This window comes from Pseudomonas hygromyciniae (assembly GCF_016925675.1).
GTDB classification, from domain to species: Bacteria; Pseudomonadota; Gammaproteobacteria; order Pseudomonadales; family Pseudomonadaceae; genus Aquipseudomonas; species Aquipseudomonas hygromyciniae.
In genome coordinates, this window is sequence record NZ_CP070506.1 from 4,662,871 (window position 1) to 4,688,646 (window position 25,776).

31 protein-coding genes and 1 pseudogene are annotated in these 25,776 nt (G+C 60.0%); 5 read left to right on the forward strand and 27 right to left on the reverse strand.

Annotation, left to right across the window (positions count from 1 at the left end; translation table 11 throughout):
• Nucleotides 1-33 precede the first annotated feature (33 nt).
• Complete coding sequence (locus JTY93_RS20850; RefSeq protein WP_029295328.1) at nucleotides 34-960, forward strand: LysR family transcriptional regulator; 927 nt, start codon at nucleotides 34-36, stop codon at nucleotides 958-960.
• Here JTY93_RS20850 and JTY93_RS20855 read toward each other — a convergent pair.
• The 3 genes from JTY93_RS20855 to JTY93_RS20865 all read right to left on the reverse strand — a co-directional run bounded on the left by JTY93_RS20855 (nucleotide 957) and on the right by JTY93_RS20865 (nucleotide 2,916).
• Complete coding sequence (locus JTY93_RS20855; protein ID WP_029295326.1) at nucleotides 957-1,319, reverse strand: diacylglycerol kinase; 363 nt, start codon at nucleotides 1,317-1,319, stop codon at nucleotides 957-959. The two genes, JTY93_RS20850 and JTY93_RS20855, sit on opposite strands and share 4 nt — an antisense overlap.
• A 74-nt stretch (nucleotides 1,320-1,393) precedes the next feature.
• Nucleotides 1,394-2,044: a response regulator transcription factor ErdR gene (gene erdR / locus JTY93_RS20860; protein WP_029295324.1), complete on the reverse strand. Its 651-nt coding sequence runs from the start codon at nucleotides 2,042-2,044 to the stop codon at nucleotides 1,394-1,396.
• Nucleotides 2,045-2,205: 161 nt separating this feature from the next.
• Nucleotides 2,206-2,916 carry a tRNA-uridine aminocarboxypropyltransferase gene (locus JTY93_RS20865; protein ID WP_205476527.1) on the reverse strand — a complete coding sequence of 237 codons (711 nt, stop codon included), beginning with the start codon at nucleotides 2,914-2,916 and terminating at the stop codon, nucleotides 2,206-2,208.
• A gap of 193 nt (nucleotides 2,917-3,109) precedes the next feature.
• Between JTY93_RS20865 and JTY93_RS20870 the strand changes: the two genes are divergently transcribed.
• Nucleotides 3,110-3,544: a PA3611 family quorum-sensing-regulated virulence factor gene (locus JTY93_RS20870; RefSeq protein WP_070994807.1), complete on the forward strand. Its 435-nt coding sequence runs from the start codon at nucleotides 3,110-3,112 to the stop codon at nucleotides 3,542-3,544.
• Between the two features lie 269 nt (nucleotides 3,545-3,813).
• The gene (locus tag JTY93_RS20875) at nucleotides 3,814-4,926 is read left to right on the forward strand and encodes an LOG family protein (RefSeq protein ID WP_205476526.1); all 1,113 of its coding nucleotides are present in this window, start codon (nucleotides 3,814-3,816) and stop codon (nucleotides 4,924-4,926) included.
• A 163-nt stretch (nucleotides 4,927-5,089) separates the two neighbouring features.
• Here the strand turns inward: JTY93_RS20875 and recX are convergent, their stop codons facing one another.
• From recX to JTY93_RS20990, 23 genes and pseudogenes are all read right to left on the reverse strand, one after another.
• Nucleotides 5,090-5,557 (reverse strand): recombination regulator RecX, encoded by a 468-nt coding sequence (recX, locus tag JTY93_RS20880; RefSeq protein ID WP_032858392.1) that lies wholly within the window; start codon nucleotides 5,555-5,557, stop codon nucleotides 5,090-5,092.
• Nucleotides 5,558-5,565: 8 nt separating this feature from the next.
• Entirely contained in the window at nucleotides 5,566-6,624 is a 1,059-nt protein-coding gene (gene recA / locus JTY93_RS20885) for a recombinase RecA (protein ID WP_029295312.1), read from the reverse strand.
• Between the two features lie 83 nt (nucleotides 6,625-6,707).
• Nucleotides 6,708-7,208, reverse strand: coding sequence for a CinA family protein (locus JTY93_RS20890; protein WP_169954590.1), 501 nt, complete (start codon nucleotides 7,206-7,208; stop codon nucleotides 6,708-6,710).
• A gap of 81 nt (nucleotides 7,209-7,289) precedes the next feature.
• A complete protein-coding gene (locus JTY93_RS20895; protein ID WP_205476525.1) occupies nucleotides 7,290-7,796 on the reverse strand; it encodes a lysis system i-spanin subunit Rz in 507 nt (168 codons plus the stop codon).
• Nucleotides 7,787-8,335, reverse strand: a complete 549-nt coding sequence (locus JTY93_RS20900; RefSeq protein WP_205476540.1) for a glycoside hydrolase family 19 protein — start codon at nucleotides 8,333-8,335, stop codon at nucleotides 7,787-7,789. The genes JTY93_RS20895 and JTY93_RS20900 overlap by 10 nt, the downstream gene beginning before the upstream one ends.
• A 20-nt stretch (nucleotides 8,336-8,355) precedes the next feature.
• Nucleotides 8,356-9,367, reverse strand: a pseudogene (locus tag JTY93_RS20905) (phage late control D family protein).
• A 9-nt stretch (nucleotides 9,368-9,376) separates the two neighbouring features.
• Nucleotides 9,377-9,589 carry a tail protein X gene (locus JTY93_RS20910; RefSeq protein ID WP_205476523.1) on the reverse strand — a complete coding sequence of 71 codons (213 nt, stop codon included), beginning with the start codon at nucleotides 9,587-9,589 and terminating at the stop codon, nucleotides 9,377-9,379.
• Nucleotides 9,582-9,965 (reverse strand): phage tail protein, encoded by a 384-nt coding sequence (locus tag JTY93_RS20915; protein ID WP_205476522.1) that lies wholly within the window; start codon nucleotides 9,963-9,965, stop codon nucleotides 9,582-9,584. Before JTY93_RS20915 ends, JTY93_RS20910 begins: the two co-directional genes overlap by 8 nt.
• Nucleotides 9,965-11,329 carry a glycine zipper domain-containing protein gene (locus tag JTY93_RS20920; RefSeq protein ID WP_205476521.1) on the reverse strand — a complete coding sequence of 455 codons (1,365 nt, stop codon included), beginning with the start codon at nucleotides 11,327-11,329 and terminating at the stop codon, nucleotides 9,965-9,967. The genes JTY93_RS20915 and JTY93_RS20920 overlap by 1 nt, the downstream gene beginning before the upstream one ends.
• A gap of 128 nt (nucleotides 11,330-11,457) precedes the next feature.
• Nucleotides 11,458-12,024, reverse strand: coding sequence for a phage tail assembly protein (locus tag JTY93_RS20925; RefSeq protein ID WP_029295295.1), 567 nt, complete (start codon nucleotides 12,022-12,024; stop codon nucleotides 11,458-11,460).
• Nucleotides 12,025-12,194: 170 nt separating this feature from the next.
• Nucleotides 12,195-12,701, reverse strand: a complete 507-nt coding sequence (locus tag JTY93_RS20930; protein WP_205476520.1) for a phage major tail tube protein — start codon at nucleotides 12,699-12,701, stop codon at nucleotides 12,195-12,197.
• Entirely contained in the window at nucleotides 12,701-13,867 is a 1,167-nt protein-coding gene (locus JTY93_RS20935; protein ID WP_205476519.1) for a phage tail sheath protein, read from the reverse strand. The genes JTY93_RS20930 and JTY93_RS20935 overlap by 1 nt, the downstream gene beginning before the upstream one ends.
• 2 nt (nucleotides 13,868-13,869) lie before the next feature.
• Nucleotides 13,870-14,073 carry a hypothetical protein gene (locus tag JTY93_RS20940; RefSeq protein ID WP_057444703.1) on the reverse strand — a complete coding sequence of 68 codons (204 nt, stop codon included), beginning with the start codon at nucleotides 14,071-14,073 and terminating at the stop codon, nucleotides 13,870-13,872.
• A gap of 91 nt (nucleotides 14,074-14,164) precedes the next feature.
• A complete protein-coding gene (locus tag JTY93_RS20945) occupies nucleotides 14,165-14,437 on the reverse strand; it encodes a UBA domain-containing protein (protein WP_205476518.1) in 273 nt (90 codons plus the stop codon).
• Nucleotides 14,437-15,282: a hypothetical protein gene (locus tag JTY93_RS20950; RefSeq protein ID WP_205476517.1), complete on the reverse strand. Its 846-nt coding sequence runs from the start codon at nucleotides 15,280-15,282 to the stop codon at nucleotides 14,437-14,439. Before JTY93_RS20950 ends, JTY93_RS20945 begins: the two co-directional genes overlap by 1 nt.
• A gap of 39 nt (nucleotides 15,283-15,321) precedes the next feature.
• Nucleotides 15,322-15,852 carry a phage tail-collar fiber domain-containing protein gene (locus JTY93_RS20955; protein WP_205476516.1) on the reverse strand — a complete coding sequence of 177 codons (531 nt, stop codon included), beginning with the start codon at nucleotides 15,850-15,852 and terminating at the stop codon, nucleotides 15,322-15,324.
• Complete coding sequence (locus JTY93_RS20960; RefSeq protein WP_205476515.1) at nucleotides 15,849-16,487, reverse strand: phage tail protein I; 639 nt, start codon at nucleotides 16,485-16,487, stop codon at nucleotides 15,849-15,851. The genes JTY93_RS20955 and JTY93_RS20960 overlap by 4 nt, the downstream gene beginning before the upstream one ends.
• A complete protein-coding gene (locus tag JTY93_RS20965) occupies nucleotides 16,484-17,479 on the reverse strand; it encodes a baseplate J/gp47 family protein (protein WP_205476514.1) in 996 nt (331 codons plus the stop codon). The genes JTY93_RS20960 and JTY93_RS20965 overlap by 4 nt, the downstream gene beginning before the upstream one ends.
• A complete protein-coding gene (locus tag JTY93_RS20970; protein WP_205476513.1) occupies nucleotides 17,476-17,808 on the reverse strand; it encodes a GPW/gp25 family protein in 333 nt (110 codons plus the stop codon). Before JTY93_RS20970 ends, JTY93_RS20965 begins: the two co-directional genes overlap by 4 nt.
• A 9-nt stretch (nucleotides 17,809-17,817) precedes the next feature.
• Nucleotides 17,818-18,429 (reverse strand): phage baseplate assembly protein V, encoded by a 612-nt coding sequence (locus JTY93_RS20975; RefSeq protein ID WP_205476512.1) that lies wholly within the window; start codon nucleotides 18,427-18,429, stop codon nucleotides 17,818-17,820.
• A gap of 3 nt (nucleotides 18,430-18,432) precedes the next feature.
• Nucleotides 18,433-18,945, reverse strand: coding sequence for a hypothetical protein (locus JTY93_RS20980; RefSeq protein WP_205476511.1), 513 nt, complete (start codon nucleotides 18,943-18,945; stop codon nucleotides 18,433-18,435).
• Between the two features lie 21 nt (nucleotides 18,946-18,966).
• On the reverse strand, nucleotides 18,967-19,299 hold the full coding sequence (locus tag JTY93_RS20985) for a phage holin family protein (protein WP_032858418.1): 333 nt from the start codon (nucleotides 19,297-19,299) through the stop codon (nucleotides 18,967-18,969).
• Nucleotides 19,300-19,900: 601 nt separating this feature from the next.
• Nucleotides 19,901-20,629, reverse strand: a complete 729-nt coding sequence (locus JTY93_RS20990) for a LexA family transcriptional regulator (RefSeq protein ID WP_071610020.1) — start codon at nucleotides 20,627-20,629, stop codon at nucleotides 19,901-19,903.
• A gap of 391 nt (nucleotides 20,630-21,020) precedes the next feature.
• On the opposite strand from JTY93_RS20990, the gene mutS reads away from it, so the two are divergent.
• Both mutS and fdxA read left to right on the forward strand, forming a co-directional pair.
• The gene (gene mutS, locus JTY93_RS20995; protein WP_205518907.1) at nucleotides 21,021-23,612 is read left to right on the forward strand and encodes a DNA mismatch repair protein MutS; all 2,592 of its coding nucleotides are present in this window, start codon (nucleotides 21,021-21,023) and stop codon (nucleotides 23,610-23,612) included.
• A gap of 142 nt (nucleotides 23,613-23,754) precedes the next feature.
• The gene (gene fdxA, locus JTY93_RS21000; RefSeq protein WP_017738276.1) at nucleotides 23,755-24,078 is read left to right on the forward strand and encodes a ferredoxin FdxA; all 324 of its coding nucleotides are present in this window, start codon (nucleotides 23,755-23,757) and stop codon (nucleotides 24,076-24,078) included.
• A gap of 498 nt (nucleotides 24,079-24,576) precedes the next feature.
• Here the strand turns inward: fdxA and apbC are convergent, their stop codons facing one another.
• Nucleotides 24,577-25,671: an iron-sulfur cluster carrier protein ApbC gene (gene apbC / locus JTY93_RS21005; protein WP_205476509.1), complete on the reverse strand. Its 1,095-nt coding sequence runs from the start codon at nucleotides 25,669-25,671 to the stop codon at nucleotides 24,577-24,579.
• Nucleotides 25,672-25,776: the final 105 nt, after the last annotated feature.

Below are 25,776 nucleotides of genomic sequence, written 5' to 3' on the forward strand. Positions count from 1 at the left end.
ATTATTAAGATAAGGGTTATCGGTTATATCGATATGCGATTTACTCTCCGTCAACTGCAAGTCTTCGTCGCCGTCGCCCAGCAGGAAAGTGTGTCACGCGCTGCTGGCCTTCTGGCCTTATCTCAATCCGCCGCCAGCACCTCGATCACCGAGCTGGAGCGCCAATCCAGCTGTCAATTATTCGACCGCGCCGGTAAACGCCTGAGCCTCAACGCCCTCGGCCATCAACTGCTACCCCAGGCGGTGGCGCTACTGGACCAGGCCAAGGAGATCGAAGACCTGCTCAACGGCAAGTCCGGCTTCGGTTCCCTGGCGGTCGGCGCCACCCTGACCATCGGCAATTACCTGGCCACCCTGCTGATCGGCAGTTTCATGCAGCAGCATCCCGAGAGCCAGGTGAAGCTGCATGTACAGAACACTGCGCATATCGTGCATCAGGTTGCGCATTACGAAATTGATCTGGGTCTAATCGAAGGTGACTGCAGCCACCCGGACATCGAGGTGCAAACCTGGGTCGAGGATGAACTGGTGGTGTTCTGCGCGCCGCAACATCCCCTGGCCCAGCGCGGTCAGGCGACCATGGAGCAGTTGACCCATGAAGCATGGATCCTGCGGGAACAGGGCTCCGGGACACGCCTGACCTTTGATCAAGCCATGCGCCATCATCGCAGCGCGCTGAATATCCGCCTGGAGCTGGAGCATACCGAGGCGATCAAGCGGGCGGTGGAGTCGGGATTGGGGATTGGCTGCATTTCGCGCCTGGCGTTACGAGATGCGTTCCGCCGTGGCAGCCTGGTGCCAGTAGAGACGCCGGACCTGGACCTGGCCCGGCAGTTCTACTTTATCTGGCATAAACAGAAGTACCAGACCTCGGCCATGCGCGAGTTCCTCGAACTGTGCCGCGCCTTCACCGCCGGGGTGCAGCGCAGCGACGAGATCGTCCTGCCGAACATCGCCTAGATCAGGATCACGGCCCACACTACGGTGATCATGGTCAGCGCCACGAATTGCGCGGCGCTGCCCATGTCCTTGGCGTTTTTCGACAGGGGGTGGCGATCCAGGGAAATCCGGTCGATTGCCGCTTCCACAGCCGAGTTGAGCAACTCCACAATCAACGCCAGCAGGCACACGGCAATCAGCAGTGCGCGCTCTACGCGGCTGACCGTGAGGAAGAAGCTCAACGGAATCAGGATGACATTGAGCAAGACCAACTGGCGAAAGGCCGCCTCGCCGGTGAAAGCCGCACGCAGGCCATCGAGGGAGTAGCCCCCTGCGTTGAAGATACGTTTGATACCGGTTTGACCCTTGAAAGGCGACATAGGTAGGCAACTGAGCAAAAAAGATGGGAGGAAGCTAGAGCACGCCTGGTCAAAAAAGCGTGAATCGAGCCACCCTACGAGTGGGAAATTGACTCAAGTTGTTGCAACAGCAGCGCCGCCTGGGTCCGGGTGCGCACACCCAGCTTGCGGAAAATCGCGGTGACGTGCGCCTTGATAGTGGCTTCGGACACGCTCAATTCATAGGCGATCTGCTTGTTCAGCAAGCCTTCGCAGACCATGGTCAACACACGGAACTGCTGGGGCGTAAGGCTGGCGAGCCCTTCCTGGGCAGCCTTGGCTTCGGCGGACACGTTGATTTCTTCGAAGGCCTGGGGCGGCCACGAGACGTCACCGTCCAACACCGTACGCACCGCTGTTTGAATCTGCTCCATGGAACTGGATTTGGGGATAAAACCACTGGCCCCGAACTCCCGGGAACGCACTACGATATCGGCCTCTTCCTGGGCCGACACCATCACCACCGGAATCTGCGGATATTGCCCGCGCAACAGCACCAGGCCGGAAAACCCGTAGGCACCAGGCATGTTCAGGTCCAACAGCACCAGATCCCAATCGGTCTTGTCAGTCAGGCGGGCTTCCAGTTCCGCGATGCTGCCCACTTCCACCAGGCGTACATCCGGGCCCAGGCCCAGTGTGACCGCCTGGTGCAGCGCGCTGCGAAAAAGTGGGTGGTCATCGGCAATCAGGATTTCGTATGTGGCCATTTATTAAATGATCCTGTTTTTTATGGGAGCACCGATGGGTTCGGTGCTCACCAACGTACGAGGTGCCAGCCAGCGGCTGTCACGAACAGTTACGCTTGATGGCATTTTAGCCGGCTCAGGCGTTGCAGTGCCATCATGCAAAGGTCATCTGGCCCCAATGCCTACAGATAAGGGGCAAGACGCGTGTGGACGCTGTCCGTCGGGTCCAGGGCCAACTGGAACTTGGCCGCCAGGTAATGGGTACTGAACACATCCAGGTAGGCATCCAGCACTTCGCTGGCCTGTTGGTCCTCGGCCAGCTCCAGGCACAAGGCCGCCACTTCGGCTGTGCAGAAATGGTCATCGCGTTTGGAACGGCGCAACTTGTAGCGCGATAGCTGCTCCGGTTCCAGGCTCAGTACCGGCAGATGCTCCAGATACGGGCTCTTGCGGAACATCTTTCGCGCTTCGCTCCAGGTGCCGTCCAGCAGGATGAACAGCGGGCGCTTGCCATCCGCCACCTTGACCTCGTTGACCACCCGCTGTGGCGCTACAAACTCGCCGGGAAAGACGATGTAGGGTTGCCATTGCGGGTCGGCCAACAGCGCCAGCAGCTCAGGCTCAACGGCGGTGCGCGCCCAGGGGAAAGCGCTTGTATCGTCGATGACATCGGCGATCAGCCAACCGGTATTACTGGGTTTCATCGGTTCCACGTCATGCATCAACAGACACATGGCCGACTTGGCCGCGACCTTGGGGCGCCAGGCACACAGACAATATTCGGGGATGACCCGGCACCTGGGGCAACGTTCGGCACGCGAGCCACGGGCAACAAAGGGGCTCACGGCACGGGCCAGGCGCTGGGTACGCAGACGGAACACCGCGTGGCTCATAGCGGGTGCCGTTGTGAAGCGATGAAAGTCGACACGGAGAAAACTCGGGGGCAGCAAAAGTGCCGGCAGTTTAGCAGAGCCGCCCAGCCAATACGCCTGGCCGTCGCAGCTAGAGGTCACCTATAATCCTGCGCCACTGAACGCACTGCGCAGTGACGGGTCTATGGACCAGTAACCGAATCAGGAGAGTTTCATGCTGCGTCTTATGTTGCGTCTTGCCGCCCCCACAGTTGCCCTGGCGCTGGTATTGCCCTTGGGCGCCCAGGCAGCCTCCCTGGTGGAGCTGCAAATGAACAAGAAGCTGCAAAGCGTCGCAGCGGAAAGCAACAAAGACCTGCCCAGGGAAATTGATGAGCAAACCTTGGAGGTGGCCTACACCGTCGAAGGCATGCATCTGATTGACCACCTGAGCGTGCTGCCCGAACGGGCCGAGCAAATGCGTGCCAACCCCAAGGCTGTGTATTTCCAGCTGGGGCAAAGCGTTTGCCTGAACAAAGGCTATCGCGAGTTGATGGCCAAGGGCGCCGTGATGCGCTACGAAATCACCGAGAACAAGACCAATCGCCCGGTGGCGTCGGTCAAGTTCGTTGAAGCTGATTGCCCGGCCCCAGCCAAGAAGAAAAAGTAAGCCCCTCCCCGAGAACCCTGTGGCGAGGGGTACACCCCTCACCACAATTCCCCCTGCAAAACCCTCGTCAATCCCATTAAGTTATTGCCAGACAAGACTTTAGGGGCTCATGATCGAGTGATCCGATAACATTCCCAGGGTAAAAAAGGTTGCCCTCGCGTGACTTGCAGTGCCAAGGTTTTTAATCACAAGGAACATACAGAGCCTGTTTCGTCGCCGCCAGTAGCCTGCAATAAGACGCCGGGGCTCTGTAACGAAGGAGAAGCTGAATGCCTGATCAACCGAATGACCTCCTGACCCGTCATTTTCCAGAAAACGGGGCCGACCTCACGCAACAGGTCGAAGCGCAACTTAACCTGATTGCCCCCAGCAGCCCGAATATTCCTCTTTATCGCGACATGATCCTCACCGTGCTGCGCATGGCCCAGGACGACCGTGACCGCTGGAACGCGAAGATCACCTTGAAAGCCATTAATGAACTGGACCACGCGTTTCGTGTGCTCGAACAGTTCAAGGGCCGCCGCAAGGTCACCGTCTTCGGCTCGGCCCGTACCCCTGTCGAAAGCCCGCTCTATGCCCTGGCCCGGGAAGTGGGCGCGGCCCTGGCCCGCTCAGACCTGATGGTCATCACCGGCGGCGGTGGCGGCATCATGGCTGCCGCCCACGAAGGCGCTGGCCTGGCGCACAGCCTGGGGTTCAATATCACCCTGCCCTTTGAACAGCATGCCAACCCGACCATTGATGGCACGGACAACCTGCTGTCATTCCATTTCTTCTTTACCCGCAAACTGTTTTTCGTCAAGGAAGCCGATGGGTTGGTGCTATGCCCGGGTGGCTTCGGCACCCTGGATGAAGCGCTGGAAGTCCTGACCCTGATCCAGACCGGCAAAAGCCCACTGGTTCCCGTGGTTCTGCTGGACGAGCCCGGTGGTGGATTCTGGCAAGGTGCCCTGGACTTTATTCGCAGCCAGTTGGAAGCCAATCGCTACATCCTGCCTACCGATCTCAAGTTGGTACGCCTGGTGCACAGCGCGGAAGAGGCCGTGAATGAAATCAACCAGTTCTATGCCAACTTCCATTCCACCCGCTGGCTGAAGCGCCAGTTTGTGGTACGCATGAATCACCCGCTTAGTGAGCGCGCATTGGCGCATATACAGACCGAATTCGCTGACCTGCGCCTGAGTGATGACTTCCAGCAATCGGCCTATGGAGGTGAAGAGCACGATGAGGCACGCTTCAGCCACCTGACGCGGTTGGTGTTCAACTTCACCGGGAGGAACCAGGGGCGGTTGCGGGAGTTGGTGGATTACATCAACTTGCCGGAAAACTGGGCGCAGGCCCAGGGTAAAACACAGCAACGGCTGACGCCGGAGCCCGCGTGATGCCGTAAAATGCAAAAAAGGCCCGCTATTTTCATAGCGGGCCTTTTTGTATAACGCAAAATCCTTGTAGGCGCTGGCTTGCCAGCGATAGCGGTCTGTCAGTCATTGTATTGATACCTGGACCACCGCTATCGCCGGCAAGCCGGCTCCTACAAGGGTGCCTTCAGTCGTCCAGATCGCGACCGCTCAACAAGCGGCTGATCATCTCCATCGAAAATCCGCGATAGCTCAAAAAACGCCCTTGCTTGGCACGCTCACGAGCATCAATCGGCAAATGGCCGGCAAACTTACGACGCCAGGTGTCTTCCAGTTGCGTTTGCCAACTGATGCCGCACTCACGCAGCGCCAGATCGATATCGGCGCGTTGCAAGCCTCTCTGGCTCAGCTCTTCGCGAATCCGCGCCGGACCGTAGCCCGAACGTGCCCGGTAGGAAACAAAACTTTCGAGATAACGCGCTTCTGAAAGCAGCCCCTCTTCCGTCAAGCGATCGAGGGCTGTTTCAATCATTTCGGGAGGGGCGCCACGCTGACGCAGTTTACGCGTCAGCTCGACACGACCATGCTCGCGTCGTGCGAGCAGGTCCATTGCCGTACGCCGTACGGCAACCAGCGTATCGAGTACAACGGTCATCGTTGGGCTCAGATATCAGCGTCGGCTTCTGCCATATCGTCAACAGGTTCGCGGTTGGCAGCGGCCTTGACGTCTGGCGCTGGGGTCAGCAGCTTGTCGCGGATCTGCTTCTCAAGGGTCGCCGCAATATCGGGGTTGTCCTGCAGGAACTTGGCCGAGTTGGCCTTGCCCTGACCGATTTTGCTGCCGTTGTAGGCATACCAGGCACCGGACTTCTCGACGAAACCGTGCAGCACGCCCAGGTCGATCATCTCGCCGTTCAGGTAGATCCCCTTACCGTAGAGAATCTGGAACTCAGCCTGACGGAATGGCGGCGCCACCTTGTTCTTCACAACCTTGACGCGAGTTTCGCTACCGACAACCTCATCACCTTCCTTCACCGCGCCGGTACGGCGGATGTCCAGGCGGACCGAAGCGTAGAACTTCAGCGCGTTACCACCGGTAGTGGTTTCCGGGCTGCCGAACATCACGCCGATCTTCATCCGGATCTGGTTGATGAAGATCACCAGGCAGTTGGCATTCTTGATGTTACCGGTGATTTTACGCAGGGCCTGGGACATCAGACGGGCTTGCAGGCCGACGTGCATGTCGCCCATTTCGCCTTCGATCTCTGCCTTCGGCACCAGGGCCGCCACGGAGTCGACCACGATCACGTCGATGGCGTTGGAGCGCACCAGCATGTCAGTGATTTCCAGGGCTTGTTCGCCGGTGTCCGGTTGCGAAACCAGCAGGTCGTCGACATTGACGCCCAGCTTGCCAGCGTATTCAGGATCCAGGGCGTGCTCGGCATCGACGAACGCGCAGGTGGCGCCCATTTTTTGTGCCTGGGCAATCACCGACAGGGTCAGGGTGGTTTTACCAGAAGACTCTGGACCGTAGATTTCAACGATACGGCCTTTTGGCAAGCCGCCAATGCCGAGCGCGATGTCCAGACCCAGAGAGCCAGTGGAAATAGCCGGGATCGCCTGACGGTCGTGATCGCCCATACGCATTACGGCACCCTTGCCGAATTGACGTTCGATCTGACCCAGGGCCGCAGCCAAGGCTTTCTTCTTGTTGTCGTCCATTAAAGTCCTCACGTAATCAATAAGGCCTGACGGCCAACACCTGTATAAGTAGACAGTATTGTTCCATAAAGATCGGGGATCGCCTACCCCTGATTTTCTATTTCTGCTGCAGCTCGTCGCAACAGCCCCTCTAATGCGGCCTTTACCGTTTGTCGGCGGACCTCGTCGCGGTTGCCAGGGAAGTGCTGGCACTCGGCCGTAACCTCTTCGCCGACACCCCAGGCCAGCCAGACGGTACCCACCGGTTTATCCGGCGAGCCGCCATCGGGACCCGCCACGCCGCTGACCGCCACGGCAAACCGCGCCAGGCTTTTTTCCTGGGCGCCACGGGCCATGGCCTCGACCACTTCACGGCTCACCGCGCCAACCTTGGGGAACAACCCTTGCGGCACATTCAGCTGGCGGGTCTTCTGCCGATTGGAATAGGTCACGTAGCCGGCCTCGAACCAGGCCGAACTTCCGGGAATCCGCGTGATGGCTTCGGCGATACCGCCACCGGTGCAGGACTCGGCGGTGGTGACGTGGGCATTGAGCACCTGCAAACGCCGGCCAAGTTCGGCGGCGAGTTGGGTAATTTCCTTCACGGTCGTCTCCAGGAAAGTGCGGGGGTTTGCCTACCCTACAGGAGCCCATCGGCCACGCAAGCTGCAGACGGCGTCAACAGATTACCGGGCGACGCCCCGAACATATGCCTGGCAGGCCCGCAATGCGATCAATCCGTTATCGCCGGCGTCGGTGATGCCGATAATTCGTTGAGCATGCGCCGGGTCAAGTCGGCCTCGCGGGGCTCCATGAACCACGCTGCGGGTGGCGGTGGTGGCTGGCATTGCGGGGCTGTCGCCGGGGTCGGTGGCGTCGAGTAGGACTGACAAGCGCACATCAGCAGTGGCCAACCGATCACGCAGATAGACCTGGTTACGCTGTGCATCGCTCAACTCCCGTGTGTGCTGTTGGTCGCTGGCGCGCAGTTGTTGCTCCAGGACCTGGCGCTTGCGTTGTTCGGCCTGGTGCTGAACCAGTGCCGCCTGGCTTTGCTGGTTGAGCACCTGTGAATGCCGCGCGGCCTGGCGTTCAAAGGCAAGGCCATGGCGCCAGGCCTGGACCTGCCAACTGGCCGCCGCCGGGATGAGCATCAGCAAGGCAGCAGCCAGCATGCGCCAGCTCAGTTGCATAGCACCGCCCTCGCCTTCGCCCACAATTGCTGGCGATGTTCCAGCCCATTGAGGCCGCCATTGATCCGGCGGGTGATCGCGGTGAATTGGTCCTGATCCGCCAGCTCATTCAAGCCATTGCTGAGCCAGAACCAAGCGGCGGATTCGGCTGCCCATTGCGGTTGCTCCAGCAACTCAGGAAAGTGCAGCAGGCGCTCATCGCCAAACAGCGCCCGGCTACAGGCCAGGTAATTGCGCCGCCCGGTAATCTGGATCAGGCCACGGCCGCGGAACTTCTGGCCGTCTCCGTCGGCTTCGGGGCTGTTACCCAAGCGCGCGGCCAAGGTGCCGGTGTCGTACTTGCTCAGGTATTGCTCGCCACCCAGTTCCCGCACATAGCGCAACTCACTGGACTCGTGGCCGACCTGGGCGATAAAGGCTGCCATACGCTTAGGTGCCGTGATGCGGTGATGGAGCATCGCCGCGTTCAGCGCAGATAGAAAAACGCCCGCTTGGGCGCGGGCGTTGGGCAGGATCTGTTGCAGTTGCGTGAGTGTCATCATCCTTGATCTCCAACGGTCTAAGAGGCCAATCCACGGGCCATGATCGAACTGCGATAGCCTGTCACCGTGTCGCCTGCGTGGGTCACCTTGTCGATCGACCAACTCCCCCTGCATATACCCCGGCCAGGTTTCATCCAGCAGCAGCAACCCTTCGGCAGACAGCAACGGGTTGCCGGGGCAATCGATGGCGATGGTCAACCCTTCCCTCCCGACCCGGCGCAACTCGCCCTCGGCCACGGACCGCGCTTCGGTTTCGCTCTGGCAGCGCTGGCGCAAGGTCTTGAACGGCGCGATCCCTACCTCGACCACGCGCTGGCGAGACGCGGCGGCATCCCACCAACTGACTCGGCAGCCCTGATATTTGGCCCGCGCGTTGTCATCAATCCGGGCGCTGATAAATGCCTGCTCGCCGGGGCGATTATCCTGGGTTACCGATAGCCGCACATCCGGTAGCTGCTGGCCCGACAGCGATTTGACCTGTCCGCTTTCAGCCAGCACATACAGCTCGTTGACCGGTTTGGTCACCGCGTTGTAGCGCCCGGCCAGGCGGGTGATAAAGCCCATGTCGGTCTCGTTGGACTGGTCGATATGCTCAATCGCGATTCCATCCAGTGCCGGCGCTACCCTGGGTGAAAACCCGTGCCGCGTGGCCAGTTGACGAAACAGCGCGCCCAGGGTGGTGGGACCATGGCTGGCGGAACGGCGCTGGCGGTACCCGCTCGGGTCCTGCACGCTGAACGGCGCCGCCGTGGCCACGATCGCCAGGCGCATGGGAAACAGGTAGGGGGTGCGCTGGGTGATCACAAACTCGCCTTTCTCCACCAGCCCCGACTCGCGATACCCCACGCGCAGGCCGATCTTGGCGCCCAGGCTCGGCAGGCCTTCCAGGCCCTCGATATTGATGGTCAGTTCCAGGCGGTCGGATTCGATACCCGCCGCGTCGGTGTGTTTCCACTGCATCAGCCGTGGATTGATCAACGCCGCGTTGGCGCCATAGATTTCCACGACCGGGGTAAATCCCATTGCCATGCTGCCTCCTTAATCCCAGGCCGAAACGGGTGTTGCGACACCCGGTTTCGTGTCCATCTCGGGCACGATCACCCATACGCCCGCCGGCAACACCGGGCCATGCTCGGCAAGCCCGGGGTTCAAGCGCCAGAGGGTTTCTTCGGCCGCGTCATCGCAACGCCCCAGCTCGCGGTAAAGCAGCAGGTTGACCGAATCACCGGCAATACTTCGCACTCTACGCATTGACGAACTCCTCCAGCACCAGCGACCAACTGATCACCATGGCGGTGCCGTCATCGATCACATTGGCCTGGTTTTCGATGACTGCCGTGATGCGCCACAGGCCCCAGTTGCGGCCGATACCATCGACCAGCGGCAGCGGCGCCCGTGCATCCTGCAAGGCGCGCAACTGGTCGAGGCGCTGCATGCCAACGGCCGCCGTGGCGGCACCGGCGAAGGTCAGTTTTTCCAGCTTCTGGCCGTTCTGTCGCGACTGGGGCTTGCTGGCAATAATCTCCAGGTCGCCCCAGCCGCCATCACTGCTGCGCTGGAGCGTGGAATAGGCGAACCCTCGGGACAGCCCGAAAATAAAGTCGCCCAGCACCATCTGCTGTCGCATTAATCACCTCCATCGGTCAGTGCCGCGTTGCGCCGAACCGCCAAAGAGTCGGTGAGCATCGGCACGCATTGGTTTTGCAGGGATTGCAGAACCCGGTCGACCACCTGCTGAGCGTCTGCGGGGTTGACGCCGGTGATCTGGATGCTCGGTGCCAGGGTGACCTGGACGTTGTCCGAGCGGGCGCTGTTGAGCTCTTTGCTCACTGCATCGGGCGATGGCAGGCGGTCACTGGGGCCGAACAATTTTTCACCGAGCCAACTACCGCCCTCGCCGCCCAACAGGCCGCCGATAACGCCGCCCACCGCAGTGCCCACGCCAGGGAATACCAGGGTGCCAAGGGCCGCTCCGGCAGACGCGCCGGCCCATGCGGCACCGGCGGTACCGAGGCCGCTGCCGACGGCTCGCATGTTGCCGCTGCGCACGCCCCGGACGACGTTGATGACGGCATCGGCGGAGCGCAATGGCGTCAACCTGCGCACGCCGATGGACCCCAGCCGGCTCAGGGTTGGGACCAGGCGGGAGGCTGGGGCCTTGCGCAGGCCGAGGGCTGATGCACTCTTTAATAGCAACGCCTTGCCTGCGCTCAACCCACGGGTAGAAACCCTTCGCAGGCTGGCGCTTACCGAAGTCACCCGCGCCAGGAACCCCGTTTTCAGGCCGTCAAACATCTTGCCTGCGCGCTCGCCCAGGCTCCTCATGATTGCCATGGGCCCAGTGGCGCTGCTGCCGGTCCCTGAGGTTTTTCTCGGCATCGGTGGGCTGGTGCGGCCAGTGCCGTTTTGCCTCACCGTTTTTCGTGACCCTTTGGGCCCGTAACGAGCCCGCCCGGTCAAGGGTTCGCTGGCGCCTGGGCAGCAGCAGTCCTTGCTATCGTCCCGGAACAATTTCCCGACGTAGGGCAACTTGCCCAGCGTTGCATCGACTACCTTGCCCGATACCCGGCTCTTGACCGTATCAAGCAAGCTTTCACCCACCCATTTGGAACTCTTGCTCAACCAGGACCCAGTCGCCGAAGCCTTGTCTTCGGGCGCAGCTTGCGGCGCACTGGTCATGGCTTCAGCGACCGTGCCGCCCAGCGGTCCACCCGTGATAAACAGGGTGCCATTGAGGGTTTCCAGGCTCTCGCGCAGGCGCACCTGTTCCTCGGTCAACGCGTGGATATGCAGGCTGGCGTTGGCCAGGGCCAGGCTCAGCTCAGACGGCGGCTCGGTTGCGCCGCCCACACTGGAGGCGCCAACCAGACTTTCGTCCTGTGCTTCAAGCAGGCCCGGCAGTTGCAAGGCTCCACTTTCGGCCAGCCCGGGAAAGGTCATCCAGCGCTTATCTTCATCGGCAAGCTTGAGCGTATATCGAGCGTCTTGCATCTCGCTCTACTCCTATTTGACGCCAAGGCGATTAATCGCGATGTCGTAGCGGCGCAATGCTTTGGCGGCATTCCATTCGAGAATTTCCGCTTCGTTTACCGAGTAAACCAGCGGGACGACGTCGAGGATTACTTCGATGTCGCGCTGCGAAAGAAGTCCGCCGGTTTGTTTAAAAAATCGTCGATGCGCTCCTGCAGTTGCGTCCAGTCGGGCACGGCCAGGCCGTCCAGGTCGGGGATCATCAGGCCGGTGCAGTGGGAGGTGATGAACTCGGCACGCTCTTTGTTGGTGGCGAGTTTTTTCATCACCTTGGTGGCACGCAGGGCGGGCATTTCCAGGGTGACGCTGGTCAACACGCGGCCGGCCACTTCCAGCGGCAACAGCAGTTGCACCTGCTCGCCGGGCTCGGTGGAGTCGCCCAGAAAGAACGAGGTCGGGCGCGTCGACATATCGTGTACGTGCTGGGCAATGCTCACGTAGTCCGGGCGCTTGAGTTGGTCCAGCTCCTTTTCCGAGAGGCCGGTGGCCAGTTTGGCCAGCTCGAAGAACTGGTCGTCCTCGTCCTCGCCGGCGCGGGCCAGCGCTTGTTTTTGCGCGGCGTAGAACAAGGGTTTGAGTTGGATCTGCTCGATGCTCGCACCGCTGTCGGCGGTGATGGGCGCCAGCAGGATGTGCAGGGGTGGCTTCCAGGCCATGGGCGAAATTCCTTGAGTAAAAATGTTGGACCCGTCGTGGGCACGGTCAATGTAGGAGCTGGCTTGCCCGCGATACAGGCAGCGCGGTCTTTCAGTTGAACAGAGGTGATGCCATCGCAGGCAAGCCAGCTCCCACACTGACCGTGCCTATTTCAGATCCGTGAAAAGGCTTACGGCATCAGCACCGCACGCCGGGCATCGCCGAGGATATCGACGCCGTTGAGCACAAACTTCTGGGTGCGTACGTCGATGTCGATCACCGGCACGCCGTTGTCCAGGCGCTGGTACGTGCGGCAGGACAGATCCAGGGTGATGGTGGCCTTTTCGCCCATCTTCAGCTTGGCTTCTTCCAGGGATTTGAGCTTGCCGCCGACGGTGTGGTAGGTGAAGTAAGTCTTGCCGTCTTGGTCCTGGCCCGCTTCACGCACGTTGAGCAAAATGTCTTCACCCAGCCGCACGCCCAGGGCCAGCATGATTTCAGGACCGGCGCCTTGCAGCACCAATTTGGCGTTCAGCACCTTGGCGCTCTTGGCCATTTCTTCGGCGATAAAACGCCCGCCGGACATGGGCTCCATCTCGAACTCGATCTTCGGCGGGGAGAACTCCTCGACGGTCGCCGACAGCGGCAGGCCCTGGAGGGTGGCCGCAATGGCCTGTCTGACTCGGTTGGTAAACATTAGAGAACGTCCTCCAGAAACTGCTCGATGATTTCATCGCGGGCATTGAGTTGATAAACCATGTGTTCGTTTGGCGCGTAGCGCCCGTAGTCGATCACGATGAACCAGGTGCCGTTCTTGTACTTCTCGACACTGTTGAGTTCCGGGTGCAGGTACACGCTGCCTCCAGGAATGGTTTCGTCGGCCACCAGGGTTTGCAGCCAGTCGTTGATGCGCTTGACTTCCTGATCCATGAACGACTTGGTCAGGTTGTGCGCCATGGCTTTCTGCCCGGCCTTGACCAGCTTGCGGCTGATGGCGTCTTCCAGGCCCACATAGCTGATGAACTTGCCGGTGATGGAGCGGTTACCCAGCAGCGAGAAGCCGCCGAGAATGGTGCGGGCGTAGTAACTCACGCCGTAGCGGTTGAGCAGGTCGCCCTCGGTGGAGGTGTCGAGGATGTTGTACTCGACCACCCGCGACACGTCTTCGGCGAAGGTCACCTGGTTGCCTGGGCTCTCCCATTGCTTGACCTTGGCCAAGGCGGCGATGGCCAGGGACGACGGCGCGAGGAACACGTTTTTCTTCGCGGCCTTGGAGTACACGGACGGCATGTTGTGTACCAGCAGGCAGCGATCGAAACCCAGGTCGGCGCCGCCCAGCTCGCCGCTGTAGGTCACTTGGTCGGCGACGCTGGCGTCTTTGCCGTCCAGCACCACACGGGCCTTGATGCGCTTGCCGAAAGCGGCAAACTCACCGGCCACGGCCTTGGTCCCGGTAAAGCCTGGGGCGCCAATGATGGTCAGGTCTTCGGGGACGCTGCTCAGCGCCGCGAGGCCCAGCTTGCGACCGGTCACCGGCTCATTGCCGCCGATCACGTTGTTGAGGGTATCGGCGGGGGTGCTGCCCTCTTCGACGATCACCACATAGACCGGCACCTTGACCACTTTGAGGATCTGGTACACCGCATGAAACAGCGTGCCCGACTCGGCGCCGGTCGGGTCCAGCAGTGCCTGGGCGGTGAAGCTGTTGATGCGGAACGGAGCGTTTTTCGGGATCGACAGATGCGCATTGGGCGCGGTGCCGACCAGACCGATCACGTTGTCACCCAGGCCACCCATGGCCTCGGGGGATTCGCTGGCATTGACGGTGATGCCGTTATGCTCGAAGTTCAAAACCTCAGCCATGATTATTCAGCCTTCTTGGTGACGGCCTTCTTGGCCGGTGGGGTGTCTTGGGCGGCAGCCAGCACGCTGGTCAGTTCCAGTCGGCCAGCAGTGCGCAGGGCGGTTGCTTCGACGTCCAGCAGGTCCAGTTCCTGGCCGACGGCGGACCAGTGGCCACCTCCGGTGGGGAATGGGATGAGGACGGTGTAGGTTTGGCGGTTGGCCATGAGGGACTCCAGAAACGCGAAAGCCCCAGCGATGGGGCTTTGTTGGATGCGAAAAAAAACCGCTTTCGCGGTGTTTATGATTGCTGCCGGTTTACTCACCCGGCAGTGGGAAACGCGCCTTGATTTCGGCGACTTTAGCCCGCCACGCTTTCTCCTTGGCCTCGGTTTGATCGTACTGCCACTCCATATAGAGCGGGTCCGAATCCGTTCGGTAAGCCAGGCGACGATTGAATGCCACATCAGCGGCCTGTTCGGCCTGCAAAGCAGTGTCGACTTCGGCCTGAGAGAAGCCCATATCAAGCAACTGTTCTACAGTTACATTGTAAAAAGTCTGATCTTTATTTCTGAATTCTTTAATCATCATCAAACTCCAGCCGCTACGACGTTGCCGACATTACTCAGCAAGTTAGACAAACTCCCACCAGAATCCTTAACCACACCGCCAACAAGATGTGCCCAAGTCCTATTTTGGGTGATTGACGAAGCAAACACCGACAGCACCATCGTACCGCCGGACAAGTCCGCAAACTTCGTTGAAAGTTCAGCATCTACAACAGAATACGTAAGATCCACCCTATAGTTCGCAGAATACCCTGAGTGAAAAATATTAAGCGCTCCCAGCTTCACCTTATTCCCTGAAAAAGTCACCGACCCCTGTACCGAAGAGTCAGCACCATGTGCACGATAAAATAGAGATGAGCCGAAGGAATACCAATCGGAAGTTTCTGCCTTCAATACAGTGGGCATAACGACATCAACGCTGCGAAAGTAGACACTGCCACCTTCAAGCGACAAAAAGTGGATATTGGAGCGGCCAGCCATATACTCGCCAACTTTCGGGTAGAAAACCGGATTACTTCCCCCGCCATATTTGTAAAAAACCAGCTTATTAGAGACTGACCAATATGGAGTCTGATCAGTAGGCGCTGCATATTCATGCGTCTGACCAGCCTTCAGGGCGATCATTACAAAAGGTGTTGTTTTAGTTCGACTCATCGCCTCTTTAATTGTTTTAATCGGCGCTTCAACCGTACCCAACGCGAGGTCGCTACCGGCTATCGCGTCGACATGAAGCAATCTGGACATGTCAGGGATAGCTCGAACAGCCGCCAATACAGAAGCATCTATTTCAGCAACTTTACCATTGACCACGCTGGTTAACTTATTTGCAGCCGCGACCAAACTAGCGATCGTAGTTTCCATACTCATATTCAACTCCCTATATTGCTTATCTTGTGAATCTGTTCGTCACTTGGCTTCCAGAGCCATGACTCGAAATAGAACACCTACATGCCGAGTCATATTGTCAACGCTGGCCGTAGCTAGCTCTGCGATTTCCTCGGTCAACAACACATTCAAATTTTCACTCCCAACCACAATCGTCACGCTATCCACCGGCAACGGCGAAATATCCAACGTAAACTTCTGCAACACCCGCGCAGCAGCCGCCTTATACGTCAGCAACTTCCCCGCCACCGAATACACCGCCAACAACGTGCCACTGGCGAGATAAAACCCAAACTCGCCAATCTCATACTCGCCATCGCCATCAAACAGCGCGGCCATGCGCAGTTGGCGCTGGCCCAGGTCTTCGTAATCCACAATCGCCACGCGCTGGCGCTCATTGCGCAGGGCGGTTTCGTTGCCCGTGGGGTTGTAGCGGCCGGTGCCGGCGGCGATGTGGGTGATTTCGCCTTTCAAGCCTTGGTTCTTTGCCTGCAGCACTTCATCCAATCCCTTGGAGGTGAAGCGCACCAGGCGCGTAATGTCATCGGTCATGGCTGCGCCCTGAGGTCGTAGTCGTTAATGGTGTAGTGCTGGGCAACGCCCGCACTGTTAAGCCTTGAACTCAATACAAGTTCCGGCAGCGCGCCCCACAGCGACAACTCGCCGTCGTTCAGCGCCCGGTGGGCGACGCCGGTGATCGGCAGCCCACCGAGCACTTCATGCACCAGGGTGATGGTGGCCAGGTCGCGCTCGCTCTTGGCCGCATTGATGCGGCGGATCAAGCGGTTGTGGTCGCCACTGGACCAACTGCGGCCGATGATCGCCTGCACGTCGAAGGTGTAGGGCTGGGCCAGCGGGCGCTGTTGGTACCAGGCCAGGATGTTGGGGGTGAACCCCAAGGATTCGACCGCGTGGCTCAAGGCCTTGGGCGTGCCGGCCTGGCGCTGGATTTGCCAGGACAGCGCCACCGTCAGGCGTTTTTCGGTTTCGCTAGCATCGGCATTCCATTCGCTGACGCCACGGTCGGCGGCCAGGTAAGGCAGGAACGGCGCTGGCGTTTGCAGTGGGTTCATCAGCGCTGGAAATGGCGGCACGACCCGTTCGAGCAGGCGGCCAAAGCCCAGGTCCAACGCCTTCTCCAGTGGTGAGCTGTTGGCGGGCAATAGGCTGGGAGACTGTTCACTCATAAGCTGCGCACCTCCACCTCGACACCCGTGCAATACGGGGCCTGGAACGCCGTGGTGATAATCGGCGCCAGCGGTTCAAGGATCTCCAGTTGCGCCGCCCCCGCGGTGTGGATGGTGTAGTCGATCCAGCTCGGATCCACGCGCCCTTCCAGGCAGTGACAGGACTCGGCATAGGTCTGCAACAACTGCTGGGCCGCCACTTGCGTCAGCCCCGAGTCCGGGCCGGCGTTGATCTTGGCTACCACGCGGATTTTGTAAGGCACGATCTGCGCGCCCTGCACCGTGACCCAATCGGTTTCCGGGCGCACATCGGGCCGGGCGAAATGGCGCCGCACCCCTTCAAGCAAATCTGCCGAAGGTGTGCCATTGCCGGCACGGGACAGCACGGTGACCATCACTTCCCCTGGCGCGGTGCGCCGGGCGTTGCCGTCCTTGACCTGGGCGGCATAGCCATCCGGGTCGAAGGTATAGCTGACCGTGACCAGACCCGCAGCGGTACTGTGGACTTTCACCGCAGGCCGCTCGCCGAGGGTAAACACCTCACGCCGGTACTGCATGCGCGAACCGGCAGCCGGCGCGTGGGGTGCCAGGTAGTAACGCAGCCGGGCATCGTCATCGCTTTCCAGGGTCGGCGGCACAGGCGGGAACGCCGCCGGGTCGCCTGGGTCGAGCACCTGGCGCTCCAGGCCCATATCGGCCAGGCGGGCATCCAGGTTGCTGCCAGTGGCCCACCACGCCAGCATCTGCTGGATACGCGCGTTGTACTTGCGCTCATGGGTTTGCAGGCGCACACAAAACGCTTCCAGGGCCAGGGTCAGCAACTCACTTTCGTTGTCCAGGCTGACCCTGAGCTTGGCCGCGCTTTGTGGGGCGCGAGCGGCCACATAGTCGACGACAAACGCCTTGAACTGCGCCAGCAGCGGCTCGAACTCATCGACAGCGATCAGGTCGGGCGGCGCCAATTGGTTCTGCCCGGGGATCAACATACTCATGTCACCACCTCGAAGGATTGCTTGCGGTTTTTCCAGGTGCCGGCAAACCGCAGCAACAAGCCAGCGCCCTGGCGATTGGCGACGATGACTTGCGGCACAAAATCGCCGATGCCGTTCTGCGGGTTGTAAAAGGCTTGGGCGGCGTGGCTTTGGGCGAGGATCAACAGATCGTCGCCCAGGTTCTGCCCCAGTAGTTGCGGGATCAGCGAACCGTACAGCGGGCGTTTCTGCCGTGTGCCCAAAGGCGTGGTCAGGGCCCGGGTGGCGCGCTGGACAAATTGCGGCCAGTCGTCCAACACGGCCCCGGTGTTTCTCTCAATTCCGATCATGGCAAATCCTTATGCCGTGCTGATAACTCGGCCCTGGTGATCCACCACCGGGCCACTCAAGTGCACGCCGGACGCATCCAGCAGCATGCCGACGGCTCCGACGTGCACACTGATGGTTGCGGCGGTCATGACCAAACGGGCGGCGCCCAAACTCATTTCCACGTGCTCGCGAGAGCCGCTGAATGCCGTGGGGCCGTTGTTCCAATCCAGGACGTGACCTGCGGCGTCGTAGGCGCTTTGCGTACCGTCCTGATAACGCCGGCTCGTCAGGCTGGCCACACGGGACAGCGGCGGGAAGCGATCACTGTTGAGGCCAAACAACGCCACCGACTGCCCGCCGCCCTCGCCGCCGCCGTAGTTGAGCAGCAGGCATTGCTCACCCACCGTGGGGATCCGCGTTTCCGTCTGCGCCCCGGCGCTGGGGTTGAAGAAGCGAATCGCCGGGGTCAGCAATTCGCCATGGCTGACCTTGCAGGTATTGCTGGCCGCGTCGACCTCCTGGCACACGCCGATCCGGCAAAAGCTCTCGGCTCGCCGATAGAGGTCTTCAAGCTGGGTTTCCATTTGCGCCAGGCGCTCGACGATGGGTGCCAGTTGCAGGCGTAACAGAGCATCGAACATGGGCTACTCCTGCAATGGCCGGTATTGATCGGGATCGTCGATATTCGACACTTCCCAGGTGCAAGCAAACAGCGGCTTGCCGATGGGGTCGTCGAGCAGCGGCGGGCCGAGGTACAGGGTTTGGTTGAAGGACACGGTCCAACTGTCGTAGTTGATGTCGGCCCCCGCCAGGGTCGACGGCAGCGCGACGATATTCACGGGCACATCGCACTGGGCCGCCGGCAACTGCCAACGGTTATCCAGCACCAGGTCCATTAACTGGCTCGCCAGGTCGCAGGCCTCAAAGGGCTGTGCGCCCTGAGCGGCCATGACCTTGAGTGAAATCGACAACACATGGGCCTTGCGCCCTTCAAGGGAGCGTACGCCCGGGCCATTACGCTCGACCGTGATCGCCACTCCGGTTTGATCCGCCGCCAGAACGCCCGGCGGTCTGCCCACCCGTAGCTCGGGGAACGTCGCACGCAACGCCTGGCCGATGGCTATCGGCAGTTGTGAAGGTTTTTCAATGAGGGTCATGGTGTGGCTTCCTTGCAACAATCACTTTGAATCCGGAGGCTGGTTGACCCCGATGCGCTTGGCGGCCCAGCGCTCATACAGGCCGATGGCAACATCGGCGCCGGCCATGGCGGTCAAGCACCCCAGAGCGCCGGCCGTCCAGATCGACATGCCGGCGGCGTACAGCAACATCAACGCGGAAACCCCGCACACCATGCATGCCCCGGAACGCAGGGCCAGGCGGCGGACCAGCGACCAACCGCGGGCGCCCTCCTTGTCGGCCCGCCACATTTCCCCGGACACGCCGCCGATCAGGGCCAGAATAATCACCAGCCAGATAGGCATTTCTGCCAACGCTTGCTGCTCGTTTGTCATGTCACGCCTCCTGGAATGCGTAAAACCGGCAGGTGGCCGGTGCTTTGATAAATAAGTGGTTGGGTGTATCGGTAGGCATTCCAAAAAGCCCGGAGGCCCGGGCTTTTCAGTAATGCGGTCCGTGCGATCTTTCGGCGCTACTGGCGCGGTACGGATCTTTCCTCGATGTTTTTCCGACCACGATCCCTGTCTGCCGGATAACTGCTTCTGGTGCTTTACGCTGCACACCCGGGTCAGTTGCCAACCCTCTGAACCGTCAAGGCCGGTTCATCGCTGCCTGTTGTAAAACCGTGAAACTAAAGAGCGTCGGCATCCTTGCCGGTGTTGCCTGGCGTCCTTGCCATCACTCGATGGCGTCCATGCCAGTGTTGCGTGCCTTCCTTGTCTTCCTTGGCAGCATCCTTGCCACCTCCACCAGGCCTTGTTGGCTGGCTTGAGATGGAGAATATGCATGTATGCATATACAGTCAATGCATAAATGCATTTAATTTTGCAATTGAAATGCACAAACGCATTAATTCCTTGGGCAGCGGGCACTTGGCGGTTTTCCACAGGCGAAAAAAAGCCCGCTCTCAGGCGGGCCGTTTCTTACAGATAAGGTTTAGCGGGCGTACATGCCCCACCAGAAAACGTGGCCGAGAATGCTGATCTGCTCCTCCTGGATATCCTGGAAGCTGTAGTCCTCATCCGGATGCTCATCGCGATTGAAACTGCGCAGGCGGATCCCCGAAGGCAGGCGATAGAGCTGTTTGACCCGCAGTTGACCGTTGTGGTTGATGGCATACAAGTCACCATCCACGATATCGCCAATCCCGCTCTTACCGGCGTTCACCCCCACCGTCGCCCCATCGCGCAACACCGGCAGCATGCTGTTGCCACGCACCGTCACACACTTGGCCTGGTCGAACTGCACACCGTTATGCCGCAGGCTGCGCTTGCCAAAACGCAGGCTGGCCTTCTCGCTTTCCTCGATGACGAATCTTCCTGATCCAGCAGCCAATTCAACCTCGCGCAAAAAGGGGATCGACACCTCGTCATCATTAACGGGCGTGTCGTCGTCCCACAGGCTTATATCCTTGAGCTCCGAATGCATCGGGTCGCGCTCTTCCTGCCACGCCGACCCCGCGCGCCCACGCAACTGGTCGGTGCTGACCCGAAAATAATCGGCGATACGCGAGATGTGCTTGTCCGACGGATCAACGATCTTGCCGCTGAGAATCCGGGACAGAGTGGATTGAGGCACGCCGGTACGCCGGTGAAGCTCCGTGGGGGAGATCCCGTCGCGATCGAGCAGCTCTCTTAAGACGATTGAAACGTTGCGTTTTTGCATAATCGGGATAGTGACGGGAGTTTTTGGGGTTGGCAAATGCTAATTTGCATATTTTGTGCATGGCGTATGAACTGTAAAGTACTGACCACGCACATCCACACCTACATGCCGGCTTTCTGTAGGAGCGAGCTTGTCTCCGGGCGACGTTCCGACGAAAAACCTCAGGGCACCGCGTTTACCCAGCAAGCACGCATTATCGTTGACGTTCTTCGCGAGCAAGCTCGCTCCTACAGTCAAGATCGGCGTTAGGCGTACGCCTGGTGCGTTTTACCTAGCCGTTTGTGAACTGCGAAGCACTGACCTCGCATGTTAACCTTGTCGCCATCGCAAAAAATGCTGGGCCAAGCGCCCCCTTTGCCCCATCACTTTCAACGAATTTGCCTACTATCCAATGAGTAAAAACACGTCTGATCTGTCCTCCCACACCCCGATGATGCAGCAGTACTGGCGCCTGAAAAACCAGCACCCTGATCAGTTGATGTTCTATCGCATGGGCGACTTCTACGAGATCTTCTATGAAGACGCGAAGAAGGCAGCCAAGCTGCTGGATATCACCCTGACCGCGCGCGGGCAGTCGGCTGGGCAGGCGATTCCGATGTGTGGGATTCCTTATCACTCGCTGGAAGGTTATCTGGCCAAGCTGGTCAAGCTCGGTGAGTCGGTGGTGATCTGTGAGCAGATCGGCGACCCGGCGACCAGCAAGGGCCCCGTGGAACGTCAGGTGGTGCGCATCATTACCCCGGGGACGGTAAGTGATGAGGCGCTGCTGGATGAGCGGCGTGACAACCTTATCGCGGCGGTGCTGGGGGATGAGCGGCTGTTCGGCCTGGCGGTGCTGGATATCACCAGTGGCAATTTCACGGTCCTGGAAATCCAGGGTTGGGAAAATCTGCTGGCGGAACTGGAGCGCATCAATCCGGTGGAATTGATGATCCCGGATGACTGGCCCAAGGACTTGCCGGCAGAAAAACGCCGTGGGGCCAAGCGTCGTGCGCCGTGGGACTTTGAGCGCGATTCGGCGCTGAAAAGTCTGTGCCAGCAATTTTCCGTACAGGATCTGAAGGGGTTTGGTTGCGAGACTCTGACCCTGGCCATCGGCGCCGCCGGTTGCCTGCTCAACTACGCCAAGGAAACCCAGCGCACCGCCCTGCCCCATTTGCGCAGCCTGCGCCATGAGCGCCTGGACGACACGGTGGTGCTCGATGGGGCCAGCCGACGCAATCTGGAGCTGGACACCAACCTGGCCGGTGGGCGCGACAATACCCTGCAATCGGTGGTGGACCGTTGCCAGACCGCCATGGGCAGCCGCTTGCTGACCCGTTGGCTGAATCGCCCGCTGCGCGACTTGACCGTGCTGCAGGCACGCCAGTCGTCTATTACCTGCCTGCTGGACGGCTACCGCTTTGAAAAGCTGCAACCGCAGCTCAAGGAAATCGGCGATATCGAGCGGATTCTCGCGCGAATCGGCCTGCGTAATGCCCGCCCGCGAGACTTGGCGCGCCTGCGTGACGCACTGGGCGTACTGCCCGAGCTGCAACAGGCGATGACCGAACTGGAAGCGCCGCACCTGCAGCAGCTTGCCGTCACCGCCGGCACCTACCCGGAACTGGCTGCGTTGCTGGAAAAAGCCATTATCGATAACCCGCCGGCGATCATCCGCGACGGCGGCGTGCTCAAGACCGGCTACGACAGCGAGCTGGACGAGCTGCAAGCCTTGAGCGAGAACGCCGGGCAGTTCCTGATCGACCTGGAAGCCCGCGAAAAAGCCCGTACCGGCCTGGCCAACCTGAAGGTCGGCTACAACCGCGTGCACGGCTACTTTATCGAGTTGCCGAGCAAGCAGGCCGAACAGGCACCGATCGATTACCAGCGCCGCCAGACGCTCAAAGGTGCCGAGCGCTTTATTACACCCGAGCTGAAAGAATTCGAAGACAAGGCACTGTCGGCCAAGAGCCGCGCCCTGGCCCGAGAAAAGATGCTCTACGAGGCCCTGCTCGAAGACCTGATCGGCAAGCTGGCACCGTTGCAGGACACCGCCGCGGCCCTGGCCGAGCTGGATGTGCTGAGCAACCTGGCCGAACGCGCCCTGAACCTTGACCTGAACTGCCCGCGCTTTGTCAGCGAGCCGTGCATGCGCATTGTCCAGGGTCGCCATCCGGTGGTGGAGCAAGTGCTGACCACCCCGTTCGTGGCCAACGACCTGTCGCTGGATGACGATACGCGCATGCTGGTGATCACCGGTCCGAACATGGGCGGTAAATCCACCTACATGCGCCAGACCGCATTGATCGTGTTGCTGGCCCATATCGGCAGCTTCGTGCCGGCGGCCAGTTGCGAGTTGTCCCTGGTGGACCGCATCTTCACCCGGATCGGCTCCAGCGATGACCTGGCCGGTGGCCGTTCGACCTTTATGGTGGAAATGAGCGAGACCGCCAATATCCTGCACAACGCCACTGACCGCAGCCTGGTGCTGATGGATGAAGTGGGGCGCGGCACCAGCACTTTCGACGGCCTGTCCCTGGCCTGGGCTGCCGCCGAGCGCCTGGCGCACCTGCGGGCCTATACGCTGTTCGCTACCCACTACTTCGAACTGACCGTGCTGCCGGAAAGCGAGCCGCTGGTGGCCAACGTGCATCTCAATGCCACCGAGCACAACGAGCGCATCGTGTTCCTGCACCATGTGCTGCCTGGGCCGGCCAGCCAGAGTTACGGCCTGGCCGTGGCACAACTGGCCGGTGTGCCGAACGACGTGATCCTGCGTGCCCGCGAGCACCTCAGCCGCCTGGAAACCACGGCCCTGCCCCATGAAACCGTGGTTGCCAGCCCAGCCAAGGCCGCTAGCAAACCTGCGGCACCGCACCAGAGCGATATGTTCGCCAGCCTGCCCCACCCGGTACTGGATGAGTTGGCAAAGCTTGACCTGGATGACTTGACACCACGAAAAGCGCTCGAAATGTTATATGCACTGAAGACTCGGATATAACGCAGACGCTTGCAAGCTGGTAGACTCTCGCGCGGTTTGGGATGCTGCGGGCTTTTAGCCTGGCCTGCAGACTATCGCTCCCGAACCTCGCGAGCCCTGCCACAAGGGGTTTCGCTGCCGCCGCCTGAGGAGAGAATTAGAAATGACCTTCGTCGTCACCGACAACTGCATCAAGTGCAAGTACACCGACTGCGTAGAAGTGTGTCCGGTGGACTGCTTTTACGAAGGCCCGAACTTTTTGGTAATCCACCCGGATGAGTGCATCGACTGCGCCCTGTGTGAGCCAGAATGCCCGGCCGTTGCGATTTTTTCCGAGGATGAAGTCCCGGCTGAGATGCAGGAATTTATTCAGTTGAACGTCGAACTGGCGGAAATCTGGCCAAACATCACCGAGAAGAAAGACTCGCTGCCCGACGCAGCCGAGTGGGATGGCGTAAAAGGCAAGATCAAAGACCTCGAACGCTAATCGCGTCGCGCCCCCTCTAAAAGGCCCCTTGCGGGCCTTTTTGCGTTTCCGGGAGCCGGTGATTTACTTTTCTGCAGGCAAAAAAAGGGGCGGTTTGACCCGCCCACATTTTTTCCCTAGTCCCTGTGTTCCTTTTCATCGTCCTGATGAATCGCATCCTGCGAGGTTCCCTGAGTCATCGTTCCTTGATGACTGTGTCAATCCGTGGACACAGGACTGATATTAGAGACTTCCCGAACAAGTTCAACGGGATCCATTCCCAAGCACAACACCCAATCGCTCTCGACCAAGAATAAATAGTCGTTATTTTTCAATGATATAGAAATATATCCAAGTAATTCGAGACGTCTCGGCGCGGTTAAAAAACCAAACACTTACGAAAAAGTAAGTGAATGCTTACATGGCCGATTAGGGAAATGCGTACTCAGCCTCCCAAAAGGTTTACGCCAGACATTAAAAAGCCCCGACAAGGTCGAGGCTTTTCTCCCTTCAAGTCGATCAGTCGTCGCTGACAGTGATGGTCGGCATTGCCTGGGAACCGGCTTCCTGCAAGACAATCCGCGCGCCCACGTGACGGGCCAGTTCCTGGTAGACCATGGTGATCTGCCCATCGGGCTCGGCGATCACCGTCGGTTTACCACCATCGGCCTGCTCACGAATGCCCATCGACAGCGGCAGCGATGCCAGCAGCTCAACGCCATATTGGGTGGCGAGCTTTTCCCCGCCGCCTTCACCGAACAGATGCTCGGCATGACCGCAGTTGGAGCAGATGTGCACCGCCATGTTTTCCACCACACCCAGCACCGGGATGTTGACCTTGCGGAACATTTCCACCCCCTTGCGTGCGTCGAGCAGCGCCAGGTCCTGGGGCGTGGTGACAATCACTGCGCCCGCCACCGGGACTTTTTGCGCCAAGGTCAGCTGGATATCGCCGGTGCCTGGCGGCATATCGATCACCAGGTAGTCGAGGTTGCCCCAATCGGTCTGCATCACCAACTGCATCAAGGCACCGGAGACCATCGGCCCACGCCAGACCATCGGCGTATTGTCATCCGTAAGGAACGCCATCGACATGACTTCCACGCCATGGGCCTGGATTGGCACGAACCACTTCTGCTCCTTGATCTTGGGCCGTGAACCTTCGGCAATGCCAAACATCACGCCTTGGCTGGGGCCGTAGATATCGGCGTCGAGAATCCCCACCCTGGCCCCTTCACGGGCCAGGGCCAGGGCCAGGTTGGCCGCCGTGGTCGACTTGCCCACGCCGCCCTTGCCGGACGCCACGGCCACCACGTTCTTGACGTTGGCCAGGCCAGGAATCTGCGCCTGGGCCTTGTGCGCGGCGATCACGCACTGGATGTCGACCTTGGCCGAACGCACGCCATCCAGGCCTTCGATGGCCATTTGCAGCATCTGTGCCCAGCCACTCTTGAACAAACCTGCGGCGTAGCCCAGTTCAAGCTGGACCGTGACCTGATCGCCCTGCACATCAATGGCCCGGACACAGCCGGCGCTGACCGGGTCCTGGTTCAGATAGGGATCGGTGTACTGGCGAAGAACGGCTTCCACCGCTGCGCGATTGACGGCGCTCATGGGCTACTCCCGGAAAAGACAGACTAAAACAGGCGGCTATCCTAACCGTTCCGGCGCTTGAGGGGCATGCTTTCGCGAGATTGGAAAACGCTGAAACGGCCTCAC

What these genes read in the sequence shown, in the direction of transcription:
- JTY93_RS20970 (WP_205476513.1), bottom strand. Translation starts at nt 17,808, where the DNA reads ATGATCGGAATTGAGAGAAACACCGGGGCCGTGTTGGACGACTGGCCG.
- JTY93_RS20875 (WP_205476526.1), top strand. Translation starts at nt 3,814, where the DNA reads ATGCCTGATCAACCGAATGACCTCCTGACCCGTCATTTTCCAGAAAAC.
- JTY93_RS20960 (WP_205476515.1), bottom strand. Translation starts at nt 16,487, where the DNA reads ATGAGTGAACAGTCTCCCAGCCTATTGCCCGCCAACAGCTCACCACTG.
- erdR (WP_029295324.1), bottom strand. Translation starts at nt 2,044, where the DNA reads ATGGCCACATACGAAATCCTGATTGCCGATGACCACCCACTTTTTCGC.
- JTY93_RS20945 (WP_205476518.1), bottom strand. Translation starts at nt 14,437, where the DNA reads ATGATGATTAAAGAATTCAGAAATAAAGATCAGACTTTTTACAATGTA.
- JTY93_RS20955 (WP_205476516.1), bottom strand. Translation starts at nt 15,852, where the DNA reads ATGACCGATGACATTACGCGCCTGGTGCGCTTCACCTCCAAGGGATTG.
- JTY93_RS20870 (WP_070994807.1), top strand. Translation starts at nt 3,110, where the DNA reads ATGCTGCGTCTTATGTTGCGTCTTGCCGCCCCCACAGTTGCCCTGGCG.
- fdxA (WP_017738276.1), top strand. Translation starts at nt 23,755, where the DNA reads ATGACCTTCGTCGTCACCGACAACTGCATCAAGTGCAAGTACACCGAC.
- JTY93_RS20895 (WP_205476525.1), bottom strand. Translation starts at nt 7,796, where the DNA reads ATGCAACTGAGCTGGCGCATGCTGGCTGCTGCCTTGCTGATGCTCATC.
- JTY93_RS20900 (WP_205476540.1), bottom strand. Translation starts at nt 8,335, where the DNA reads ATGACACTCACGCAACTGCAACAGATCCTGCCCAACGCCCGCGCCCAA.
- JTY93_RS20865 (WP_205476527.1), bottom strand. Translation starts at nt 2,916, where the DNA reads ATGAGCCACGCGGTGTTCCGTCTGCGTACCCAGCGCCTGGCCCGTGCC.
- JTY93_RS20935 (WP_205476519.1), bottom strand. Translation starts at nt 13,867, where the DNA reads ATGGCTGAGGTTTTGAACTTCGAGCATAACGGCATCACCGTCAATGCC.
- JTY93_RS20975 (WP_205476512.1), bottom strand. Translation starts at nt 18,429, where the DNA reads ATGTTCGATGCTCTGTTACGCCTGCAACTGGCACCCATCGTCGAGCGC.
- mutS (WP_205518907.1), top strand. Translation starts at nt 21,021, where the DNA reads ATGAGTAAAAACACGTCTGATCTGTCCTCCCACACCCCGATGATGCAG.
- apbC (WP_205476509.1), bottom strand. Translation starts at nt 25,671, where the DNA reads ATGAGCGCCGTCAATCGCGCAGCGGTGGAAGCCGTTCTTCGCCAGTAC.
- JTY93_RS20940 (WP_057444703.1), bottom strand. Translation starts at nt 14,073, where the DNA reads ATGGCCAACCGCCAAACCTACACCGTCCTCATCCCATTCCCCACCGGA.
- JTY93_RS20855 (WP_029295326.1), bottom strand. Translation starts at nt 1,319, where the DNA reads ATGTCGCCTTTCAAGGGTCAAACCGGTATCAAACGTATCTTCAACGCA.
- JTY93_RS20925 (WP_029295295.1), bottom strand. Translation starts at nt 12,024, where the DNA reads ATGGCCTGGAAGCCACCCCTGCACATCCTGCTGGCGCCCATCACCGCC.
- JTY93_RS20990 (WP_071610020.1), bottom strand. Translation starts at nt 20,629, where the DNA reads ATGCAAAAACGCAACGTTTCAATCGTCTTAAGAGAGCTGCTCGATCGC.
- JTY93_RS20850 (WP_029295328.1), top strand. Translation starts at nt 34, where the DNA reads ATGCGATTTACTCTCCGTCAACTGCAAGTCTTCGTCGCCGTCGCCCAG.
- recX (WP_032858392.1), bottom strand. Translation starts at nt 5,557, where the DNA reads ATGACCGTTGTACTCGATACGCTGGTTGCCGTACGGCGTACGGCAATG.
- JTY93_RS20985 (WP_032858418.1), bottom strand. Translation starts at nt 19,299, where the DNA reads ATGACAAACGAGCAGCAAGCGTTGGCAGAAATGCCTATCTGGCTGGTG.
- JTY93_RS20965 (WP_205476514.1), bottom strand. Translation starts at nt 17,479, where the DNA reads ATGAGTATGTTGATCCCCGGGCAGAACCAATTGGCGCCGCCCGACCTG.
- JTY93_RS20950 (WP_205476517.1), bottom strand. Translation starts at nt 15,282, where the DNA reads ATGAGTATGGAAACTACGATCGCTAGTTTGGTCGCGGCTGCAAATAAG.
- JTY93_RS20980 (WP_205476511.1), bottom strand. Translation starts at nt 18,945, where the DNA reads ATGACCCTCATTGAAAAACCTTCACAACTGCCGATAGCCATCGGCCAG.
- JTY93_RS20920 (WP_205476521.1), bottom strand. Translation starts at nt 11,329, where the DNA reads ATGCAAGACGCTCGATATACGCTCAAGCTTGCCGATGAAGATAAGCGC.
- recA (WP_029295312.1), bottom strand. Translation starts at nt 6,624, where the DNA reads ATGGACGACAACAAGAAGAAAGCCTTGGCTGCGGCCCTGGGTCAGATC.
- JTY93_RS20915 (WP_205476522.1), bottom strand. Translation starts at nt 9,965, where the DNA reads ATGCGACAGCAGATGGTGCTGGGCGACTTTATTTTCGGGCTGTCCCGA.
- JTY93_RS20910 (WP_205476523.1), bottom strand. Translation starts at nt 9,589, where the DNA reads ATGCGTAGAGTGCGAAGTATTGCCGGTGATTCGGTCAACCTGCTGCTT.
- JTY93_RS20930 (WP_205476520.1), bottom strand. Translation starts at nt 12,701, where the DNA reads ATGTTTACCAACCGAGTCAGACAGGCCATTGCGGCCACCCTCCAGGGC.